The sequence below is a fragment of the Streptomyces sp. NPDC002779 genome, from assembly GCF_042888685.1.
Lineage (GTDB): Bacteria > Actinomycetota > Actinomycetes > Streptomycetales > Streptomycetaceae > Streptomyces.
This window is the reverse complement of sequence record NZ_JBIAQC010000009.1, coordinates 309,167-328,169: the sequence shown is the minus strand read 5'-3', so window position 1 is coordinate 328,169 and position 19,003 is coordinate 309,167. Positions and strand designations below refer to the sequence as shown.

The 19,003-nt window shown below is 72.3% G+C and carries 19 protein-coding genes and 1 pseudogene; 18 read left to right on the top strand and 2 right to left on the bottom strand.

Annotated elements, in window-relative coordinates; genetic code table 11:
• The first annotated feature begins 16 nt into the window (after positions 1–16).
• From ACFYW5_RS26110 to ACFYW5_RS26045, 14 genes and pseudogenes are all read left to right on the top strand, one after another.
• On the top strand, positions 17–643 hold the full coding sequence (locus ACFYW5_RS26110) for an NUDIX domain-containing protein (RefSeq protein ID WP_389419503.1): 627 nt from the start codon (positions 17–19) through the stop codon (positions 641–643).
• A 187-nt stretch (positions 644–830) separates the two neighbouring features.
• Positions 831–2,892, top strand: a pseudogene (locus ACFYW5_RS26105) (tetratricopeptide repeat protein).
• 135 nt (positions 2,893–3,027) lie between these two features.
• On the top strand, positions 3,028–4,152 hold the full coding sequence (ald, locus tag ACFYW5_RS26100; RefSeq protein WP_389419502.1) for an alanine dehydrogenase: 1,125 nt from the start codon (positions 3,028–3,030) through the stop codon (positions 4,150–4,152).
• Between the two features lie 371 nt (positions 4,153–4,523).
• Positions 4,524–5,702 (top strand): ParA family protein, encoded by a 1,179-nt coding sequence (locus ACFYW5_RS26095; RefSeq protein WP_250076661.1) that lies wholly within the window; start codon positions 4,524–4,526, stop codon positions 5,700–5,702.
• Positions 5,687–6,250, top strand: coding sequence for a hypothetical protein (locus tag ACFYW5_RS26090; RefSeq protein ID WP_389419501.1), 564 nt, complete (start codon positions 5,687–5,689; stop codon positions 6,248–6,250). The genes ACFYW5_RS26095 and ACFYW5_RS26090 overlap by 16 nt, the downstream gene beginning before the upstream one ends.
• 18 nt (positions 6,251–6,268) lie before the next feature.
• Positions 6,269–7,333, top strand: coding sequence for a segregation and condensation protein A (locus ACFYW5_RS26085; protein WP_389419500.1), 1,065 nt, complete (start codon positions 6,269–6,271; stop codon positions 7,331–7,333).
• On the top strand, positions 7,330–7,992 hold the full coding sequence (scpB, locus tag ACFYW5_RS26080; RefSeq protein ID WP_389419499.1) for an SMC-Scp complex subunit ScpB: 663 nt from the start codon (positions 7,330–7,332) through the stop codon (positions 7,990–7,992). Before ACFYW5_RS26085 ends, scpB begins: the two co-directional genes overlap by 4 nt.
• Entirely contained in the window at positions 7,992–9,113 is a 1,122-nt protein-coding gene (locus ACFYW5_RS26075; protein WP_389419498.1) for a pseudouridine synthase, read from the top strand. Before scpB ends, ACFYW5_RS26075 begins: the two co-directional genes overlap by 1 nt.
• A 93-nt stretch (positions 9,114–9,206) precedes the next feature.
• A complete protein-coding gene (locus tag ACFYW5_RS26070; protein WP_389419533.1) occupies positions 9,207–10,166 on the top strand; it encodes a sigma-70 family RNA polymerase sigma factor in 960 nt (319 codons plus the stop codon).
• Entirely contained in the window at positions 10,163–10,708 is a 546-nt protein-coding gene (locus tag ACFYW5_RS26065) for a TIGR03086 family metal-binding protein (RefSeq protein WP_389419497.1), read from the top strand. Before ACFYW5_RS26070 ends, ACFYW5_RS26065 begins: the two co-directional genes overlap by 4 nt.
• 51 nt (positions 10,709–10,759) lie before the next feature.
• A complete protein-coding gene (locus tag ACFYW5_RS26060) occupies positions 10,760–12,172 on the top strand; it encodes an MFS transporter (RefSeq protein WP_389419496.1) in 1,413 nt (470 codons plus the stop codon).
• Between the two features lie 61 nt (positions 12,173–12,233).
• Complete coding sequence (locus tag ACFYW5_RS26055) at positions 12,234–12,950, top strand: NUDIX domain-containing protein (RefSeq protein WP_389419495.1); 717 nt, start codon at positions 12,234–12,236, stop codon at positions 12,948–12,950.
• Positions 12,947–13,954: an ADP-ribosylglycohydrolase family protein gene (locus ACFYW5_RS26050; protein WP_389419494.1), complete on the top strand. Its 1,008-nt coding sequence runs from the start codon at positions 12,947–12,949 to the stop codon at positions 13,952–13,954. The genes ACFYW5_RS26055 and ACFYW5_RS26050 overlap by 4 nt, the downstream gene beginning before the upstream one ends.
• 3 nt (positions 13,955–13,957) lie before the next feature.
• Positions 13,958–14,710 (top strand): DNA polymerase beta superfamily protein, encoded by a 753-nt coding sequence (locus ACFYW5_RS26045; RefSeq protein ID WP_389419493.1) that lies wholly within the window; start codon positions 13,958–13,960, stop codon positions 14,708–14,710.
• Here ACFYW5_RS26045 and ACFYW5_RS26040 read toward each other — a convergent pair.
• Together ACFYW5_RS26040 and ACFYW5_RS26035 are read right to left on the bottom strand one after the other, a co-directional pair.
• On the bottom strand, positions 14,636–15,379 hold the full coding sequence (locus ACFYW5_RS26040) for a DNA polymerase beta superfamily protein (RefSeq protein WP_389419492.1): 744 nt from the start codon (positions 15,377–15,379) through the stop codon (positions 14,636–14,638). The two genes, ACFYW5_RS26045 and ACFYW5_RS26040, sit on opposite strands and share 75 nt — an antisense overlap.
• Positions 15,380–15,401: 22 nt before the next feature.
• Complete coding sequence (locus tag ACFYW5_RS26035) at positions 15,402–15,845, bottom strand: Rieske (2Fe-2S) protein (protein WP_389419491.1); 444 nt, start codon at positions 15,843–15,845, stop codon at positions 15,402–15,404.
• 231 nt (positions 15,846–16,076) lie between these two features.
• Here ACFYW5_RS26035 and aroH point away from each other — a divergent pair, with 231 nt between their 5' ends.
• From aroH to ACFYW5_RS26015, 4 genes are all read left to right on the top strand, one after another.
• Positions 16,077–16,439, top strand: coding sequence for a chorismate mutase (gene aroH / locus ACFYW5_RS26030; protein WP_186283164.1), 363 nt, complete (start codon positions 16,077–16,079; stop codon positions 16,437–16,439).
• Positions 16,436–17,521: a prephenate dehydrogenase gene (locus ACFYW5_RS26025; RefSeq protein ID WP_389419490.1), complete on the top strand. Its 1,086-nt coding sequence runs from the start codon at positions 16,436–16,438 to the stop codon at positions 17,519–17,521. The genes aroH and ACFYW5_RS26025 overlap by 4 nt, the downstream gene beginning before the upstream one ends.
• Before the next feature lie 100 nt (positions 17,522–17,621).
• Positions 17,622–18,308 (top strand): (d)CMP kinase, encoded by a 687-nt coding sequence (gene cmk, locus ACFYW5_RS26020; RefSeq protein WP_389419489.1) that lies wholly within the window; start codon positions 17,622–17,624, stop codon positions 18,306–18,308.
• 53 nt (positions 18,309–18,361) lie between these two features.
• Positions 18,362–18,949: a lysophospholipid acyltransferase family protein gene (locus tag ACFYW5_RS26015; RefSeq protein ID WP_389419532.1), complete on the top strand. Its 588-nt coding sequence runs from the start codon at positions 18,362–18,364 to the stop codon at positions 18,947–18,949.
• Positions 18,950–19,003: the final 54 nt, after the last annotated feature.

Sequence of the window (19,003 nt, the reverse complement as noted above, 5' to 3'; positions counted from 1 at the left end):
ACGTGGAAGGGCAGGCATGACGATCAAGGACACCCCGCAGGAGTGGGAGATCCGGGCCACGGACACCCCCTTCGTGGGCAACAAGACCTCCGTCCGCACCGACGACGTGGTCATGCCCGACGGCAGTGTGGTCCGCCGCGACTACCAGGTGCACCCGGGCTCGGTCGCCGTCCTCGCCGTCGACGACGAGGACCGGGTGCTGCTCATCAAGCAGTACCGGCACCCCGTACGGCACAAGCTGTGGGAGATCCCGGCCGGGCTGCTCGACGTCCCCGGCGAGAACCCGCTGCACGCCGCCCAGCGCGAGCTGTACGAGGAGGCGCACGTCAAGGCCGAGGACTGGCGGGTGCTGACCGACGTCTACACCACGGCGGGCGGCTGCGACGAGGCCGTACGGATCTTCCTGGCCCGCGATCTGTCGGAGGCCGACGGGGAGCGCTTCGAGGTCGAGGACGAGGAGGCCGACCTGGAGCACGCGCGCGTACTGCTCGCGGAGCTGGTCCGGGGGGTGCTCGCGGGGGAGCTGCACAACAACTGTCTCGTGGTCGGCGTGCTGTCCCTGGTCGCCGCGCGGGCCTCCGGCGGCCTGGACGCGTTGCGGCCGGCGGACGCGGAGTGGCCGGCGCGGCCGTTCGTGGCGTAGGCGGAGGGCATCGCGCGCCCCTGCCGAGCCCTTGGTCCTACGATCTGTTGATCCGATCGGGGGAGTCTTGGCTCCCACCCGCCGCGCTCCACACAGCCCGTAGCAGAGCGTGAACTAGGCTCTGAAACACGCCCGTACCGGAATCCCGGCGGGCTTGCGCGTGCGGTGTGGGACGGGAGTGTGGCCCGTGACGGATCAGGCGGTGGACACCGGCGGCGTCGAGCTGTCGACCGGTCAATTCCTGGGCCGGACGCGGGAGTTGAAGGAACTCCTCGTCGACATCGAGCGGGCGGGCCTGGACACCCTCTCTGGGAAGAAGGCCCCCCGCGCGCGCGTGCTGCTGATCGCCGGTCGCCCCGGCTCCGGCCGCACCGCGCTCGCCGAGGAGCTGGTGCGGCAGGTCGCCGACCGGTACGGCGACGGTGTGCTGCGCGCCCGGCTCAGCGAGCCCGACGGCACCCCCGTCCCGGTCGACGCCGTCGCCCGCGATCTGCTCACCGCCCTGGATCTGCCGAGCCCGGCCGGTGCCGCCGAGGACGACCTCACCGCGGCGCTGCGGGAAGCCCTCGCCGATCGCAAGGTCCTGCTAGTGCTCGATGACGCGGCCACCGCCGAACAGGTCGACGCCCTGCTCCCGGACACCCCGGACTGCCTGGCCGTCGCCGTCTCCGCGGGGCCGCTGACCGGGATCGCCGACGTCCGCCCCTGCACCCTCGGCGGGCTCGACACCAAGTCGGCCGTGGAACTGCTGTCCCGGCACGCGGGATCGGTGCGGATCACCGTCGACCCCCGGGCCGCCGAGGGACTGGTCGAGGAGTGCCAGGCGCACCCGGCCGCGCTGATGCTGGCCGGCGGCTGGCTCGCCGCCCGCCCCAAGTCCGCCGTCGCCGACCTCGCCAAGCAGTTGCACGCCGAGCCCGACGAGGACACCGCCGGCAGCCCCCTCGCCCGTATCTTCCGGCTCTCCTACGCCACCCTGCCCGCCACCGCCGCCCGGATACTGCGACTGCTCAGCCTCGCCCCGGCCGGACTGGTCGACCCGCACACCGCCTCCGCGCTGGCCGGCTGCTCGGTCAGCGGCGCCCGCACCACCCTGGACGACTTCGTCGCCCTCGGCCTGCTGCGCGCCGTCGACTCCCCGCTGCCGCAGTACGAGGTCCCCGGCTGTCTGCACCCCCTGCTCAGGGCGCTCACCGAGACCCAGGACCGGGCCGCCGAGCTGCAGCTGGCCCGCGCCCGCATGCTGGAGCGGACCGTGCGGCTGCTCCAGTCGTGCCGGGCGATCACCGAGACCGACAGCCCGCAGGCGCGGGAGAAGCTGCTCGGCATGCCGCGCTCCCTGCGCTTTCCCAGCCCCCGGGCGGCGGCCGACTGGCTGCGCATCCGCCGGCCCGCCCTGCTGGCCGCAGCCCGGCTCGCCGTCGCCGACGGGGAGCTGGACACCCTGGCCCGGCGGCTGATGTCCCAGCTGGTGCGCGCCATGGTCGCCCACTTCGGCACCCAGGCCGCGGCCGGTGACCTCTACGGCATCCACGGATTGGTGCTGGACGTGGCCGGACGCCGGAACCTGCCCCGTGAGCGGGCCGCCGCCCTGCTGAACCTCGGAGACCTGGACGCGCGGACCGGACGGACCCGGGAGGCGCTGGTGCGGTACCGGGCCGCGCTGGACGCCGGACGCGAGGCGAACGATCCGTATGCGACCGCCCGCGCGATGGAATCCGTAGGCGGCGCTCATCTGGAGCTCGGGGACTACGACCGGGCCGCCGACTGGTTCGGCCGCGCGCTCGCCCAGCGGCTGGCCCGGGACGAGCGCGCGGAGGCGGCCCGGGTGTACGGCCGGATCGGCGCCGCGCACACCTTCGCGGGGCGTTACGGCGAGGCGCAGCGCAGCTGGCGGGCCGCGGTCGCCGGGTACCGCAAGAGCGGCGATGTCGCCGCCCAGGCGCGGGCGTTGAGCGAGCTGGCCCGGGTCCAGGAGTACGCGGGCCGGCCCGCGGAGTCGCTGCGCACCTGCCAGGAGGCGGTGGACTGGGCGCGCCGTGCCGAGGACGTACGGCTCCAGGCGGCGCTGCATGTGCGGCTCGCCGACACCTTGGACCGCCTCGGGGACTCCGCCGCCGCTCGACTGCACCGCGGGGCGGCCGAGCGCATGCTGGGTGAAGAGCTCCCGGAGGGGGAGCCAGAGCCGGAAAGAGGCGCTACAAGCAGCTAACGCCTGCGAAATCCGTAGTACACCCGCTGAAGATTAATGCAATGAAAGGCTAGACAGCGGGAACACCTTCATTAGACTGGCTCTGCCGCACCTTCTCCTGCGGTGTCTCCCGGTGTGCCCTTGCATGCCTGGGTATGTCTTGCAATGCCCCACACCCCCTGAGCCAAGGACCGTGATCGACGTGAAGGTCGGCATCCCCCGCGAGGTCAAGAACAACGAGTTCCGGGTGGCCATCACCCCCGCCGGTGTGCACGAGCTGGTGCGCAACGGCCACCAGGTCGTCATCGAGCGTGGCGCCGGCGTCGGCTCCTCGATCCCCGACGCCGAGTACGTGGCCGCGGGTGCCCGGATCCTGGACACCGCCGACGAGGTGTGGGCCACCGCTGACCTGCTGCTGAAGGTCAAGGAGCCCATTGCCGAGGAGTACCACCGCCTCCGCAAGGACCAGACGCTCTTCACCTACCTGCACCTGGCCGCCTCCAAGGAGTGCACGGACGCCCTGATCGAGTCCGGTACCACCGCCATCGCCTACGAGACGGTCGAGCTGCCCTCCCGCGCGCTGCCGCTGCTCGCCCCGATGTCCGAGGTCGCGGGCCGGCTCGCCCCGCAGGTCGGCGCCTACCACCTGATGCGCTCGGCCGGCGGCCGCGGTGTGCTGCCCGGTGGCGTCCCCGGCACCCAGCCCGCCAAGGCCGTGGTCATCGGCGGCGGCGTCTCCGGCTGGAACGCCACCCAGATCGCCGTCGGCATGGGCTTCCACGTCACGCTGCTCGACCGTGACATCAACAAGCTGCGCGAGGCCGACAAGGTCTTCGGCACCAAGGTGCGGGCGATCATGTCCAACTCCTTCGAGCTGGAGAAGGCCGTCCTCGACGCCGACCTCGTCATCGGCGCCGTGCTGATCCCGGGTGCCAAGGCCCCGAAGCTGGTCACCAACGAGCTCGTCTCGCGCATGAAGCCGGGAAGTGTCCTTGTCGACATCGCGATCGACCAGGGCGGCTGCTTCGAGGACTCGCACCCGACCACGCACGCCGAGCCGACCTTCCAGGTCCACGACTCGGTCTTCTACTGCGTCGCCAACATGCCCGGCGCGGTGCCCAACACCTCCACCTACGCGCTGACCAACGCCACGCTGCCGTACATCGTGGAGCTGGCCAACCGGGGCTGGGTGGAGGCGCTGCGCCGTGACCCGGCGCTCGCCAAGGGCCTCAACACCCATGACGGCAAGGTCGTTTACCGCGAGGTCGCCGAGGCGCACGACCTGGAGCACGTGGAGCTGGCGACGCTGCTCGGCTGAGCCCGCCGACGCCGGTGAACTGCTAAGTCACCTTTTCGTAAAGGCGATACGTCAACACGCGTCGTCAACGTCGCACACCCGGCCGGACCTTGCCGACAAGGTCCGGCCGGATGTGTGTATGGTCACTTTGCGAGGCTCGGTCAACTCGCCTCGAACGTAACCCTTCGACCGATTCGCACACCGGTGAAACCTACCGTGCGACGGCCGTACGCCCTTGACAGAGGGATGTTTCATTGCCGACACATCCTGCCGGGTCCGGCGGATTGTGTTGCTGCGGACCGCCGACACGCCATAGAGTCGCCAACCGTCGGCATGGTGCCACGCTGACCTTGTCTAGAAGTTTCCTGGTCCCCAAGGAGGTAAGACGACTTGTGAATGAGTCGACATTTTCTCCCGGGGGTGGTCAACCAGGAAGCCCTGCGCGGGGCCAGGCTCCTGCGGAGTACGAGGCTGTCGGCTCCGTGGCGGTGCGCACCTTCGCAGCCCACCAGAGTCACCAGATGACAGGGACGACTCTGTCAGCACACCAGAGCATGGATGGCCATCACGTGAACGCCATGGCCGGCGACGGAAGTGGCGCGCCCCACAACCACTTCGCCGACTACGACGAACTGCCCGAGGGGCACTTCTACGATCCCGACGCGGAGTACGAGCCCGACCCCGAGTACGCGGCCACGCTCGCGCCCGACGCTGCCCGTCAGCGTCGCGAGCGCATCGGCCCGACGGGCCGGCCGCTGCCGTACTTCCCGATCCCGGGGCCGCTGACCGATCACGGCCCGGCGAAGATCATCGCGATGTGCAACCAGAAGGGCGGCGTCGGCAAGACGACGTCGACCATCAACCTGGGTGCCGCGCTCGCGGAGTACGGACGCCGGGTCCTGCTCGTGGACTTCGACCCGCAGGGCGCGCTGTCGGTCGGACTCGGTGTCAACCCGATGGAGCTCGACCTCACCGTCTACAACCTGCTCATGGAGCGGGGCATGGCGGCCGACGAGGTCCTGCTGAAGACCGCGGTCCCCAACATGGACCTGCTGCCGAGCAATATCGACTTGTCGGCGGCGGAGGTCCAGCTGGTCTCCGAGGTCGCGCGCGAGTCGACGCTCCAGCGCGCGCTGAAGCCGCTCATGGCCGACTACGACTACATCGTGATCGACTGTCAGCCCTCGCTCGGCCTGCTCACGGTCAACGCCCTGACGGCCGCGCACAAGGTGATTGTCCCGCTGGAGTGCGAGTTCTTCGCCCTCCGTGGTGTGGCGCTGCTGACGGAGACCATCGAGAAGGTCCAGGAGCGGCTCAACCCGGAGCTGGAGCTCGACGGGATCCTCGCCACGATGTACGACTCGCGCACCGTGCACAGCCGTGAGGTGCTCGCGCGCGTCGTCGAGGCGTTCGACGACCACGTCTACCACACGGTCATCGGGCGCACGGTCCGCTTCCCGGAGACCACGGTCGCCGGTGAGCCGATCACCACCTACGCCTCCAACTCCGTCGGCGCCGCCGCCTACCGCCAGCTCGCCAGGGAGGTGCTCGCCCGGTGTCACGCCGAGTGAGTCTGCCGGGGGCCGACGAACTGTTCCGTACGACAGGGGGGATGGCGCTCCAGGCGTCCACTCCCCGCCGGGGGGCCAACGGCGAGGCCCGGGTGCCCGCTCCCGCGGGGGAGAGCGACAGCGCCGCCGCGGAGGACGCCCCGCAGTCGGTTCCCGCACAGGGCGGCGAGGGCGCGGAGCATGTCGCGGCGGACGCGGAGCCGGCGGAGTCCGGCGAGTCCCGGAGCCGGGGCGCCGCCGCGGAGCGGTCCGGACGGCGGCCGGCGGTGCAGGAAGGTTCTGGCGACGCCTCGGCGCCGCGCACCAAGCGCGGACGGGCCGCCTCGCGGCGGCCGAGCGGGCGTGAACGGCACGACGAGAAGATCACCGTGTACGTCTCGGCCGAGGAGCTGATGGATCTGGAGCACGCGCGTCTGGTGCTCCGGGGCGAGCACGGCCTCGCCGTGGACCGCGGGCGGATCGTCCGCGAGGCGGTGGCCGTGGTGCTCGCGGATCTGGAGAGCCGCGGGGACGCCAGCATCCTCGTACGACGGCTTCGCGGGCGGTAGCGGTAGCCTGCGAGGGCTATGACCTCGAACGACGTCCCCGTCCCCGGCACCGGTGCCTCCGGCGGCCGGCGGCGTGCGCTCGGCCGGGGGCCGGGAGCCGTCCGGCCGGCCGAGCCGGAGCCGGAGGCGCTGCCGGGCGAAGGTGAGCGAGAGGCCGAGGCGGATGCCGCCGAGCCGGAGCCCGAGGTGCCGCTGGTCGAGCCTGAGCCGGTGCCCGAGGCCGTTGCCGCTGAGTCCGCGGTCGCCGGGCCCGAGTCCGAGCCGGCGGCGGCCGATGACGGTGTCTTCAAGGTCCGGCTCGCCAACTTCGAGGGCCCCTTCGACCTGCTCCTCCAGCTGATCTCCAAGCACAAGCTGGACGTCACCGAGGTCGCCCTGTCCAAGGTGACCGACGAGTTCATGGCGTACATCCGGGCCCTCGGGCCGGACTGGGACCTGGACGAGACGACCGAGTTCCTCGTGGTCGCCGCCACCCTGCTGGACCTCAAGGCGGCCCGGCTGCTGCCCGCCGCCGAGGTCGAGGACGAGGCCGATCTCGCCCTCCTCGAAGCGCGGGACCTGCTCTTCGCGCGGCTGCTGCAGTACCGCGCGTACAAGCAGATCGCCGACATCTTCAACCGCCGGCTCGACGAGGAGGCCCGGCGCTACCCCCGTACCGTCGGCCTCGAACCGCACCACGCCGAGCTGCTGCCCGAGGTGGTCATCAGCATCGGCCCGGAAGGGTTCGCGAAGCTCGCTGTGAAGGCGATGCAGCCCAAGCCCAAGCCGCAGGTGTACGTCGACCACATCCACGCCCCGCTGGTCAGCGTCCAGGAGCAGGCCGGGATCGTCGTCGCGCGGCTGAAGGAGCTCGGCGAGGCCAGCTTCCGCGCGCTCGTCGCGGACACCGACGACACCCTGACCGTCGTGGCGCGGTTCCTGGCGCTGCTGGAGCTGTACCGGGAGAAGGCCGTCGCCCTCGACCAGGAGACCGCCCTCGGCGACCTGATCGTGCGGTGGACCGGCGCGGAGGGCGACGGCCGCCCGATGGTGACCGACGAGTTCGACCGGCCGCCCGAGCCGCCCAAGGAGGAGAAGACGTGAGCGAGGAGATCAGCGAGCCGCCCGCCGGGCAGCGGGCCACGGCCGACCTCGAGCTCAAGCCGGCCCTGGAGGCTGTCCTCATGGTCGTCGACGAGCCCGCGACCGAGGAGCACCTCGCCAAGATCCTCCAGCGGCCCCGGCGGCAGATCGCGGACGCGTTGCGCGAGCTGGCCGACGAGTACACCGTCCAGGGCCGCGGGTTCGAGCTCCGGCTGATCGCCGGCGGCTGGCGCTTCTACTCGCGTCCCGAGTACGCGGCGGCCGTCGAGGGCTTCGTCCTGGACGGCCAGCAGGCCCGGCTCACCCAGGCCGCGCTGGAGACACTGGCGGTGGTGGCGTACCGGCAGCCGGTCAGCCGCAGCCGGGTCTCGGCGGTGCGCGGAGTCAACTGCGACGGCGTCATGCGCACCCTCCTGCAGCGGGGTCTGGTCGAGGAGGCGGGCACGGAACCCGAAACAGGTGCGATCCTGTACAGGACGACGAACTACTTCCTGGAGCGGATGGGCCTGCGCGGCCTGGACGAGCTTCCGGAGCTCGCGCCCTTCCTCCCCGAGGCGGAGGCGATCGAGGCCGAGACCCTGGAAGGGGTTCCGTCGTTCGATCCGGACGCACCCGATGTGCCGGGTTCCGACGACGCAGACGACCAGACGGAATTTTGATGCGAAGCAGCAGCGGCAGGAACAGCAGCGGAAACAACGGCGGGAGCCGTGGTGGCAACAGCGGCGGCCGCGGCGGGAGTGGCGGTGGCCGCGGTAACTTCCGCGGTGCCGGCAACAACCGCGACGACAAGCAGGGCAGCGGCCGTCCGAACAAGCCGCGCCCGGAGGAGCGGCGCTACGACGTCGGCCCCAGCGCCACGCACGACGGCCCGAAGTCGGGCCGCGGCCCCTCGGCCCGCGGTGGCGCCAAGGGCGGCCCCAAGCAGGGCCAGCGCTCCGGCGGCCGGACGGCTCCGGCGCGCTCCCGCGAGTACGAGACGCGCGCGGAGGAGCGCAACCGCGACCGGTACGCCGGCAAGCCGGAGATCAAGCTCCCCAAGACCTTCCCCGGCGCCGAGCAGGAGGGCGAGCGGCTGCAGAAGGTCCTCGCGCGCGCGGGCTACGGCTCCCGCCGGGCCTGCGAGGAGCTGATCGAGCAGGCACGGGTCGAGGTCAACGGCGAGATCGTGCTGGAGCAGGGCAAGCGGGTCGACCCGGAGAAGGACGAGGTCAAGGTCGACGGCCTGACCGTGGCGACGCAGTCGTACCAGTTCTTCTCGCTGAACAAGCCCGCCGGTGTCGTCTCCACCATGGAGGACCCCGACGGGCGCCAGTGCCTCGGCGACTACGTCACCAACCGGGAGACGCGGCTCTTCCACGTCGGGCGGCTCGACACCGAGACCGAGGGCGTCATCCTGCTCACCAACCACGGCGAGCTGGCGCACCGGCTGACCCACCCCAAGTACGGTGTGAAGAAGACCTACCTCGCCGCCATCGTCGGCCCCATCCCGCGCGACCTGGGCAAGCGGCTCAAGGACGGCATCCAGCTGGAGGACGGGTACGCCAAGGCGGACCACTTCCGCGTCGTGGAGCAGACCGGCAAGAACTACCTCGTCGAGGTCACCCTGCACGAGGGCCGCAAGCACATCGTGCGCCGGATGCTGGCCGAGGCCGGCTTCCCCGTCGAGAAGCTGGTGCGCACCTCCTTCGGGCCGATCACGCTGGGCGACCAGAAGTCGGGCTGGCTGCGCCGCTTGTCGAACACCGAGGTCGGCATGCTGCTGAAGGAAGTCGACCTTTAGGCGATGCCTTTTCGCCCTCTCGCCGGTCTGTACCCCTGACCGGGTTCATGACCGGATTCATGACCGGGCTCATGACCGGCGAGAGGGAGGGCCATCGTGGCGACGACGGACCGCGAGGAATTCGTACGGCTGACGGACCCCTACCGGCGGGAGCTGCTCGCGCACTGCTACCGGATGCTGGGCTCGGTCGACGAGGCCGAGGACCTGGTGCAGGAGACCTATCTGCGGGCCTGGCGGTCCTACGACGGCTACGCGGGCCGTGCGTCCCTGCGGACCTGGCTGCACCGGATCGCCACCAACACGTGTCTGACGGCGCTGGAGGGCCGTGCGCGGCGTCCGCTGCCCACCGGGCTCGGTGAGCCCTCCCAGGCGCCCGAGGAGCCGCTGAGCGGCCCTGTGACGGACGTTCCCTGGCTCCAGCCGCTGCCCGACGCGCTCGTCGACCCCGCCTCGGTGGTGGCCGCCCGGGGCAGTCTGCGGCTCGCCCTGGTCGCCGCGCTCCAGCATCTGCCCGCGCGTCAGCGCGCGGTGCTCATCCTGCGGGACGTGCTGGCCTGGCGGGCGCCGGAGGTCGCCTCCCTGCTCGGGACGTCGACGGGGGCCGTCAAGAGCACCCTGCAGCGCGCGCGTGCCCGGCTGGAGGAGGTGGCGCCCGAGGAGGACCTCGTGACGGAGCCGTCCGGCGCCGCCGACCGCGAGGTGCTCGACCGGTACGTGGCCGCCTTCGAGAACGCCGACATGGACGCCCTGCTCGCCCTGTTGCGGGACGGCGTGGAGCTGGAGATGCCGCCCTTCCGGGAGTGGTTCCGCGGCGCCAAGGAGGTGCACCGCTTCCTGGTGGCCCGGCTGCACGACAAGGGCACCCTGCGGATGCTGCCCACACGCGCGAACGGGCAGCCGGCGGCGGCCATGTACGTGCGCGGGGCGGACGGCGTCCTGCGCCCGCACTCCTTGCAGGTGCTCACCGTCGAGGAGGGCGCGGTCGGCCGGGTCACCGCCTTCCTGGACGGCGACGTCTTCGGCCGGTTCGGGCTGCCCGGGGAACTGCGATGAACCCCGGGGAGCTGCTGGAGCGTTCGCTCGCCTACGCCCTCGGGAGCGTGGCCGAGGTCCGGGCCGGGAGCCTCGCGCGGGGCACGCCGTGCGCGCGGTGGGACCTGGCGGAACTGCTCGGGCATCTGGACGACTCCATGGACGCGCTGTACGAGGGGCTGACCGGCGGACGGATCGGACTGGTCCCGCGGGACGACCGGGCGTGCCGCTTCCGCACGCGCGCGTGCGCGGTGCTGGGTGCCTGGGCCGCGGGGCCGCCGGACCGGGTACGGATCGGCGAACGGCCGCTGGAGGCGGGGGTGCTGGCCGCGGTGGGCGCCGTGGAGATCGCCGTGCACGGCTGGGACGTGGCGCAGGCCGGTGGGCGGCCCCGGCCCCTGCCGGTCGTCCTCGCGGCCGATCTGCTGCCCGTGGCGCGGTGCGTGGTGGCGGGGGAGGACCGGGGGGTGCGGTTCGCCGCGCCGCTCGTCGTGCCGGAGGACGCGCGGCCGGATATCCGGCTGCTGGCCTTCCTGGGGCGGCGCGATTCCTTTCCGGGGTGAGGCGGGTCTGCCTTCCGTGAGTGACCTCAAGACCTCACGGAAGGCACAGACATGACCGAGACGGTCAAGGCTCCCCTCAGTACCTCGCGCCCCGACCGGGCGTCACCACCACGCGGCTGGACGGTGGCCCTCGCCGGGGTCGGCGCGCTGCTGTGCTCGCTCGACGTGGTGGTCGTCGCCACCGCGCTGCCCGCCCTGCGCGCCGACTTCGGGGCGAGCCTGTCCGAGCTGGAATGGACGATCAGCGCCTACAACCTGGCCTTCGCCTGTCTCACCCTGACCGGCGCCGCGCTCGGCGACCGGTTCGGACGGCGGCGCATGTACGTCGTCGGCCTCGCCGTGTTCACCCTCGCCTCCGCCGCCGCGGCCCTCGCGGGCAGCTCGGACCAGCTCATCGGGGCGCGTCTGCTGCAGGGCGCCGGGGCCGCCGTACTGCTGCCGCTCACGCTGACCCTCATCAGCGAGGCGTTCCCGGCGGAGAAGCGGGGCGTGGCGATCGGGGTGTGGGGCGGGGTGACCGGCCTCGGAGTGGCGGCCGGGCCGGTGCTGGGCGGGGCCGTGACCGAGGGCCTGTCCTGGCAGTGGATCTTCTGGCTGAACGTGCCGGTCGGGCTCGCGATGCTGCCCCTGGCCGCCCGCAAGCTCCAGGAGAGCTACGGGACGCGGCCCCAACTGGACATCATCGGCCTGGTCCTGGTGGCCGTCGGGCTGACCGGACTGGCCTGGGCGCCGGTGCGGGCGCCGGAGGCGGGCTGGGGGAGCGCCGAGGTGCTGACCGCGCTGGCCGTCGGAATCGTGTTCACGGCCGCCTTCCTGGACTGGGAGAGGCGGGGCGCCCGGCATCCGATGCTCCCGCTCGGCCACTTCCGCAGGCGCGGCTTCTCCACCGCCAACGCGGCGGGGTTCCTGCTCTTCGCCTCGCTGCTGGGCTCGCTGTTCACGATCACCCAGCTGTTCCAGTTCGGGCTCGGCTACTCGCCGCTGGAGGCGGGGGTGCGGATCCTCGTCTGGAACGCCATGCCGCTGCTGGTCGCGCCGGTCGCGGGCGCGCTCGCTGACCGGTACGGCACCCGGCCGTTCATGCTCGGCGGCCTCGCCCTCCAGGGCCTCGGCCTCGGCCTGCTGGCCTGGCAGGTGGAGCCGGGCGTGGGCTACGGCAGCCTCGTCGTCCCGCTGATCATCGCGGGCGTCGGCATCTCCCTGGTGTTCCCGAGCGTCGCCAACGCCGTGACCTCCTCGGTGCCGCTGACCGAGGCGGGCATCGCGGCCGGCGTCCACAACGCGCTGCGTCAACTCGGCGGTGTCTTCGGCGTGGCGGCCGCCGCGGCGGTCTTCACGGTCTACGGCGGCTATGCCTCCCCGGCCGACTTCCTGGACGGGGCCGCGCCTGCGCTGTGGGTGTCGGCGGGCGTCGCCGCGGCGGGGGCGGCGGTATCGGTGTTCGCGCCCGCACGCCGGTCCTAGCCGGGGGTTGTCACCTCACGCCCGCCTCTTTATAGTCGTACTGACCATTAAGGAGGCGGTCGTGGAGTACGACAAGCACGCCTACGAACCGTTCGCCGTCACCGTCGACCTGGCCGTCCTCACGCTCCGGGCCGGTGCCCTGCATGTGCTGCTCGTCGAGCGCGGCCAGGAGCCGTACGCCGGACGATGGGCGCTGCCCGGCGGCTTCGTGCAGCCGGACGAGTCCGCGGAGACGGCGGCCCGGCGGGAACTCGCCGAGGAGACCGGCCTGTCCGACGTCTCCGGATTGCACCTGGAACAGCTGCGGACCTACAGCGAGCCGGACCGCGACCCCCGGATGCGGGTCGTCTCGGTCGCCTTCGCCGCCCTGCTGCCCCACGCGCCCGAGGTGCAGGGCGGCAGCGACGCGGCGCAGGCCCGCTGGATGCCGTACGACGAGGCCGGGGCGCTCGCCTTCGACCACGACCGGATCCTGGCCGACGCCCATGACCGCGTCGGCGCCAAGCTGGAGTACACCTGCCTGGCCACCGCCTTCTGCCCGCCCGAATTCACCCTCGGCGAGCTCCAGCAGGTCTACGAGGCCGTGTGGGGCACGGGCCTGGACCGGCCGAACTTCCGGCGCAAGGTGCTGGCCACACCCGGCTTCGTCGAGCCGGTTCCCGGCGCCTCCCGCCTCACCGGCGGCCGCGGCAAGCCGGCCGCGTTGTACCGCGCGGGTGCTGCCACCGCACTCCACCCACCGCTGCTGCGGCCGACCCCGGAAGGACCTTCCGCATGACGAAGCGTGCCGCCACTGGATCCCTGCTGGGCCTCGCCCTCGGGGACGCGATGGGCTTCCCGACCGAGTTCAACGACGTGCCGTCGATCCTGGCCAAGTGCGGGCCGTGGCGGGAGATGGAGCTGCCGACCCCGGCGATCGTCACCGACGACACCCAGATGACGCTGGCGCTGGGCAAGGGGCTGCGGGTGGCCATGGACCGGGGTGTGCTCGCGCCCAAGCGGCTGGAGCGGCCGGTGCGGGAGGAGTTCGTCGACTGGTACCAGTCGCCCGAGAACAACCGCGCGCCGGGCCGGACCTGCCTCGTCGCCTGCGATCTCCTGAAGGCCGAGGGACGCCTCTGGCAGGACGCCAGCCAGATCCACTCCAAGGGCTGCGGCGCCAACATGCGCGTCGCGCCGATCGGCCTCGCCCCCGGGCTGAGCGACGAACAGCGCGCGGGCGCGGCCCAGTTGCAGTCCGCGCTCACCCACGGCCACCCCACGGCGCTCGCCGCCTCCGACCTCACCGCGCACGCCGTACGGCTGCTCGCCCAGGGCGCCGAGCCGACCGGACTGGTCGGCCTGCTGCGGTCGTACGCCTACGAGAACCGCTCCCGCTACCACCACACCTGGCTCGGTGACCTGTGGACCCGCAGCCAGGACCCGACGCCCGAGCACTTCATCGCGCGCGGGTGGGACGAGTGCCTGGGCGTGCTGGAGCGGCTCCAGGGGGCCGTGCGCGCGGGGTCGGCCGAGACCGACCCGTGCCTCGCCACCGGCGCCGGATGGATCGCCGAGGAGGCGCTGGCGACCGGGCTGCTGTGCTTCCTGCTCTTCGTCGACGAACCGGTGACCGCCCTCCGGCGCGCCGCCTGTTCCTCCGGGGACTCGGACTCCATCGCCTGCCTGACGGGCGCCTTCGCGGGGGCCTACCTCGGGGCCGACGCATGGCCCCGCGCGTGGGCGGACCGGATCGAGTACCGGGGCGACCTGCTCGCCCTCGGCGCGCTCTGGGACGCTTAGCGGATGATCGACGCCCTGGACATCGACCTCGCGCCCGTCGTCGCGGAGCAGCCCGACCCGGTGCTCTTCGCGACCGTCTCCGGCGCCCATCTGTACGGCTTCCCGTCCCGCGACTCGGACGTGGACCTGCGCGGGGTGCACCTGCTGTCCGCCGCCGAGCTGCTCGGGCTGCGTGAACCGCACGAGACCCGGTCCAGGATGTGGGACCGGGACGGCGTGGAGATGGACCTGGTCACCCATGACCTGCGCAAGTTCGTCCGGCTGATGCTCCGCCGCAACGGCTATGTCCTGGAACAGCTGCTCTCCCCGCTCGTCGTGCACACCACCGACGCGCACCGCGAGCTGGTCGCGCTCGCCCCCGGAACCGTCACCCGCCACCACGCCCACCACTACCGGGGCTTCGCGAACACCCAGTGGCGGCTCCACTCCAAGACCGGGGAGCTCAAGCCGCTGCTCTACACCTTCCGGGTCCTGCTCACCGGCATCCATCTGATGCGTACCGGTGAGGTGCAGGCCCATCTGCCGACCCTGCTCGGCGAGGTGAGCGAGGCGCCCGGGTATCTGCCCGAGCTGATCGCGGCCAAGGCGGAGCGGGAACACGGGCCGGCCGAGGTGGACCACGCGCGCGTGGCGGCCGACGTGGAGCGGCTGCACCTCCTGCTGGACGAGGCGCAGGCCGCCTCAGCCCTGCCCGAGGCGGCGACCGTCCACGACGCCCTGCACGACCTCGTCGTACGGATCCGGCTGGAGCGCTGAGGCACGGCGGACGCGCACCAGGAAGTCCTCCACGCGCCGCCGGTCCGGCTCGGCCGGCAGCGGACTGCGCCGGGAAGCGGCCTCCGCCTCCTGCGCCAGCCGGGTCATCCACGCCTCCACCTCCGGCCAGGAAAGCTCGCCGCGCTTGACCGCGAGCAGCGGTTCGCGCTGATCACCGACGTCGATCCGCAGTTCGCCGGTGCGCAGCAGATCGCGGGCGCTCATCAGCAGCCGCAGCAGGTGCATCGCGTGCTTCCAGCGCGGGGCGCCGTGGTTGCGGACGTCCGCCTCCAGCTTCTTGCGCTGGCCGACGGCGTACCGCGCGAAGGTGGTGTGGGCCTGGCGGGACAGGAACGCCGCGCGCAGGCCGAGCAGTTCGCGGCCGGTGTCGTCGGCGTGCTCCACGAGCGGGGAGTGCAGACACTCCAGGATGTTGGGGTTCGCGCGCAGCGCCAGCTCGCAGAAGCGCTCCAGCTCCCAGCTGAACCGCTCCTCGCCGGGGCCCTCGACGTGCGTCGGCGGCTTGTCGAAGCGCCAGAACAGGGGAGTGGGGGCGAGGAAGACGCCCCGCCGGTCGGTGTCGCTGCCGTCCGTCGCCAGACCGAAGGCGCGCGAACCCATCACGCAGGCGTAGATCGTGTGGTCGCGTACCAGGGCCTCGGGGTGCATGGCCCGGAGCGTACGCGGCGCCTCACGCCAGGCGGATCGAATTTCCCTCCACCGTGATCTTCTTCTCCGGCAGCGGCCGCGTCGCCGGCGGGTTGGCCACCGCGCCGTCGGTGATGCTGAACCGGCTGCCGTGGCAGGAGCAGTTGATCGTGCCGTCCGAGACGTCGGCGACCGTGCACCGCTGATGGGTGCAGATGGCGGAGAAGCCCTTGAACTCGCCGTCCTCCGGCTGGACCACCACGACCTCCTGGTCCTTGAAGACCTTGCCGCCGCCGACCGGGATGGCGTCCGTCGTGGTCAGCTCCTCGCCCCCGGCCTCGGGCGCGCCCGAGGTCTCGGTGGTCCCGGTGGTCCGGTCGGTGGTGGCGGAGCCGCTGTCGTCGTCGCCTGAGTCGCCGCAGCCCGCGACGAGTGCCGCCGCGCCCGTGGCGAGGAGGATGGTGCGCCGGTTCGGACGGATGGTCATGTCGTCACTCCGAGTGTGGGGCGGAACCAGGGGGCGCGGGGCCGGTCGGACCAGCATCTTGGCACTGAAAGCACCGAAGAAGAAGCAACCCGGGAGGCAATGCCATAAATCGCGCAAGCCCGGCGGACCCGCACCGCATCTCAGCGGGCGGGCGTCGCGCCCCGGTCCGCCGGGCGCTGACTAGGCTGGACGCGCACAGAGCGATCCGTACAGCAGCAAGGGAGCCAAGCCGTGGCGGTACGAGCGGTCCGGGGTGCCGTCCAACTCGACGTGGACGAGGCTGGCCACATGGACGAGCGGGTCGGAGCCCTGCTCACCGCCGTCCTCGAACGCAACGGCCTGACCACGGACGACCTGATCAGCATCTGGTTCACGGCCACCCCCGATCTGCACAGCGACTTCCCCGCGGCCGCCGCCCGCAAGCTCGGCATCGTCGACGTGCCCCTGATCTGCGCGCAGGAGCTGGACATCGAGGGCGCCATGCCCCGCGTGGTCCGTGTCCTCGCGCACATCGAGTCCGACCTGCCCCGGGCCGAGGTCGCCCATGTCTACCTCGGCGCCGCGGCCGCCCTGCGCAAGGACATCGCCCAGTGAGAACCGCACTCGTCATCGGCACCGGCCTCATCGGCACGTCCGCCGCGCTCGCCCTGGTGAGCCGTGGCGTCGTCGTCCACCTCGCCGACCACGACCCCGAGCAGGCCCGCACGGCCGCCGCCCTCGGCGCCGGCACGGCCGAGGCGCCCGAGGGCCCGGTGGACCTCGCGATCGTCGCCGCGCCGCCCGCCCATGTGGCCGGGGTGCTGGCCGACGCCATGCGGCGCGGGGTGGCCCGGGGCTACCTGGACGTGGCGAGCGTCAAGGGCGGTCCGCGCCGCGAGCTCCAGGCACTGGGGCTCGACCTCGCGGCGTACATCGGCACCCACCCGATGTCGGGCCGTGAGAAGTCCGGCCCGCTGGCCGCCTCCGGCGACCTGTTCGAGGGCCGCCCCTGGGTGCTCACCCCGACCCGGGACACCGACACCGAGGTCCTGAACCTCGCCCTGGAGCTGGTCTCGCACTGCCGGGCGGTGCCGGTCGTCATGGACGCCGACGCCCACGACCGGGCCGTGGCGCTGGTCTCCCACATGCCGCACCTGGTCTCCAGCATGGTCGCCGCGCGGCTGGAGAACGCCGAGGAAGCGGCCGTACGGCTGTGCGGCCAGGGCATCCGGGACGTGACGCGGATCGCGGCCTCCGACCCCCGGATGTGGATCGACATCCTCTCCGCGAACCCGGGGCCGGTCGCCGACCTCCTCGCGGACGTCTCCGCGGACCTCGACGAGACGGTGCAGGCACTGCGGGCGCTGCAGTCCTCCGACGAGGCCAAGCGCCGCGAGGGCACGGCCGGTATCGAGGACGTCCTGCGCCGCGGGAACGCCGGGCAGGTCCGGGTGCCGGGCAAGCACGGGTCCGCGCCGCGGGTGTACGACACCGTGGCGGTCCTGATCGACGACCAGCCGGGCCAGCTGGCCCGCATCTTCGCCGACGCAGGCCGGGCCGGGGTCAACATCGAGGACGTCCGCATCGAGCACGCGACGGGTCAGCAGGCCGGTCTGGTCCAGCTGATGGTGGAGCCGAACGCGGTGCCGGTGCTGACGGCGGCGCTGCGGGAGCGGGGCTGGGCGATCCGCCAGTGAGGCGCGCGCGTCCGGACGAGTGACCCGCACCCAGTAACCTTGTGCGGGGCACCCTCGCGCCCCTACACCCCTCCGCACCGCACCAGGAAGGTGTCCTCCCGTGGAAAACGGCGCCGCCCAGCCCGTGATTGTCGCCATCGACGGCCCCTCCGGCACGGGTAAGTCGAGCACCTCCAAGGCCGTCGCCGCCCAGCTCGGCCTGAGCTACCTCGACACCGGCGCCCAGTACCGGGCGATCACCTGGTGGATGGTGACCAACGGCATCGACATCGACGATCCGCACGCCATCGCCGCCGTGGCCGGGAAGCCTGACCTCGTCTCCGGCACCGACCCGGAGAAGCCGACGATCACCGTCGACGGCATCGACGTCGCCGCCCCGATCCGCACCCAGGAGGTCACCTCCCAGGTCAGCGCGGTCAGCGCGGTGCCCGAGGTGCGGGCGCGGATCACCGAGCTGCAGCGCTCGATCGCGGCGTCCGCGGAGGGCGGCATCGTCGTCGAGGGCCGGGACATCGGCACCACGGTGCTGCCGGACGCCGATCTGAAGATCTTCCTCACCGCCTCCCCGGAGGCGCGCGCCGCCCGCCGCAGCGGTGAGCTCAAGGGCGCCGACGTGCACGCCACCCGCGAGGCCCTGATCAAGCGGGACGCGGCCGACTCCAGCCGCAAGACCTCGCCGCTGGCCAAGGCCGACGACGCGGTCGAGGTGGACACCACCGAGCTCACCCTCGCGCAGGTCATCGAGTGCGTCGTGACCCTCGTCGAGGAGAAGCGGGCCGGGAAGTGACGGCACCGTCGGAGCGGGGTGCGGAGGTAGGGCGGCGCATCGGCGTCGGCCTGATGTACGGGCTGTGGAAGCCGCGGGTCCTGGGTGCCTGGAAGGTCCCCGCGACCGGCCCGGTGATCCTCGCCGTCAACCATTCGCACGTCATCGACGGCCCGATGGTCATCGGCGTGGCGCCCCGGCCGTCGCACTTCCTGGTCAAGAAGGAAGCGTTCGTCGGCCCGCTCGATCCCTTCATGCGGGCCGTCGGCCAGCTGAAGGTGGACCGCTCGACCGCCGACCGTACGGCCATCACCCAGGCGCTGGACGTGCTGGCGTCCGGCGGCGTGCTCGGGATCTTCCCCGAGGGCACTCGCGGCGAGGGCGACTTCGCCGCTCTGCGGGCCGGGCTCGCGTACTTCGCGGTGCGCAGCGGCGCCCCGATCGTCCCGGTCGCCGTACTGGGAAGCACCGAGCGGCCCGGACGGTTGATAAAGGCGCTGCCCGCGCTGCGCTCCCGCGTCGACGTCGTCTTCGGCGACCCCTTCGAGGCGGGCGACGGCAGCGGACGGCGCACCCGCACGGCGCTGGACGAGGCGACCGTGCGCATCCAGAAGCAGCTGACCGAGCACCTGGAAAACGCCAGGCGGCTCACCGGTCGCTAGGCGACACTTGAGTAGTGGATCACCCGAAACGGGGGGTTCCACCGATCACCACAC